Raw genomic sequence first — 1,867 nt, forward strand, 5'->3', positions numbered from 1 at the left:
CGCGGGCGAAGACCTCGGGGCCGCCCTGGACACGGTGTGCGGCGGCAGCGGCGTGCGGCGGGAGGTCCTCGACGGCGGGGCAGGAGGCGTAGAGCACGGGCAGTCCGGACGCCAGACCTTCTACGACGGCCAGGCCGAAGGCCTCCTCGGGGGACGGCGAGGCCAGCAGGTCCATCGCCGCGGTGAGGGAGGGCAGATCGGGGCCCGGGGTGCCGTCCGGGACGTAGGGGCGTTCGCCGGTGAACAGCACCCGGTCGGCGACCCCGCAGTCGTGGGCCGTGCGGCGCAGGAGGTTCTCCTCGGGGCCGCCGCCGACCAACAACAGCCAGTAGTCGGAGGGGAGTTGGGTCAGGGTGCGGATCAGGACGTCGAAGCGTTTGCCGGCCGCGAGCCGGCCGATGCCGCCGACGACGTACGCGTCCTCGGGCAGGCCCAGGCGCTGCCGGGTGCGCAGTCGCTGGACCGGGTCGAAGCGGAAGCGGGGCAGGTCGATGCCGTTCGGGACGACTTCGATGCGCGGCCCCGGCACGCCCCAGCGCTTGAGGCGTTCGGCGACCGTGGGGGAGACGGCGACCGTGGAGCGGCCCAGGCGCTCGCTGGCGAGATACAGGGCGCGGACCCCGGCGTTGAGGTCGCGGCCCTCCATCTGCGAGTCGCCCAGGGAGTGTTCGGTGGCTACGACCGCTTTCACGCCCGCGATCCGGGCGGCGAGCCGGCCGTAGACGCAGGCGCGGTAGAGGTGGGTGTGGACGAGGTCGTAGCCGCCGGTGCGGATGATCCGGACCAGGCGGGGGAGGGCGGCCAGGTCGCGGTTGCCGGTCATGCCGAGGTGGTGGACGCGCACCCCGTCGGCCGTGAGACCGTCGGCGACCGCGCCCGGGTTGGTGAGCGTCACGACGTCGCAGTCGACCGGCAAGTGGCGCAGGAGCAGCCGGAGTTGCTGCTCGGCGCCGCCGACGCCGAGCCCGGTGATGATGTGCAGGGCCTTCACGCGAGTCCCTCCACCGGGCGGCGGCGCAGACCGTGCAGCCGGTACTTGAGGAAGAGGCGGACGGCGGTGTCGTTCTGGCCGATGTGCACGCGGGGGAGGGCGTGCACGCCGTTGAGGTCGCCGGGATCGATGGCGCAGGCGTAGGTGTAACCGGCTTCGCGTACGGCGTTCATGGCGCGGGCGTCGATCGTGCCGTACGGGTAGCAGAAGCCGTCGACGTCTGTGCCGGTCAACTCGGCCAGCACGGAACGGCTTTCGGCGACCTCGGCCCTCAGGGTGGCGTCGTCCGTCTTGGTGAGGTCGACGTGGGTCAGGCCGTGCGAGCCGATCTCCACGCCCTCGGCCGCCGCGTGCCGGATGCCGTCCGCGGTGAGGAGCGGTTTGCGCGGGCCCAGCGGGTCCCAGGCGTTGTCGCCGCCCAGCCTGCCGGGGAGGACGAAGAGGGTGGCACCGCAGTCCCAACGGGCCAGCACGGGAAGGGCGTTGTCGGCGAAGTCGGCGTAGCCGTCGTCGAAGGTGAGGCCGACCAGACCGTGGCCCTCGCCCCGGGCGCGGGCGGCGAGCAGGTCGGCCATGGACACACCCCGCAGACCGCGCCGGCTCAGCCAGCGCAGCTGCCGGTCCAGGCGGTCGGGGGTGACCGTGATGCGGTAGGGGTCGTCGGAGCAGTCGCCCACGGAGTGGTACATCGCCACCCACGGGACCGGGCCCGTGACGCGACTGCCGGTGGTCGGGGAATCAGCGGGAGCGGCCATGGATGAGCCTTCGTGTGACGGAGCGGACGGATTCCAGTGCGGGTGCGAAGCCCTGGGCGCCCAGGGCCCGGCCGAGCAGGACGAAGACGACGGTGACGGCCGTGCAGCCGACGGCGAGACC

2 protein-coding genes are annotated in these 1,867 nt (G+C 73.2%); both read right to left on the minus strand.

Going from position 1 to position 1,867, the window contains the following annotated elements; translation table 11 throughout:
- The coding region (locus R6V09_RS52180; RefSeq protein ID WP_317888408.1) for a glycosyltransferase at positions 1–991 on the minus strand (991 nt) is incomplete at its 3' end.
- Complete coding sequence (locus tag R6V09_RS52185; protein ID WP_317888409.1) at positions 988–1,746, minus strand: polysaccharide deacetylase family protein; 759 nt, start codon at positions 1,744–1,746, stop codon at positions 988–990. The genes R6V09_RS52180 and R6V09_RS52185, both read right to left, overlap by 4 nt.
- Positions 1,747–1,867: the final 121 nt, after the last annotated feature.

Source organism: Streptomyces sp. W16, from assembly GCF_033194735.1.
Taxonomy (GTDB): Bacteria; Actinomycetota; Actinomycetes; order Streptomycetales; family Streptomycetaceae; genus Streptomyces.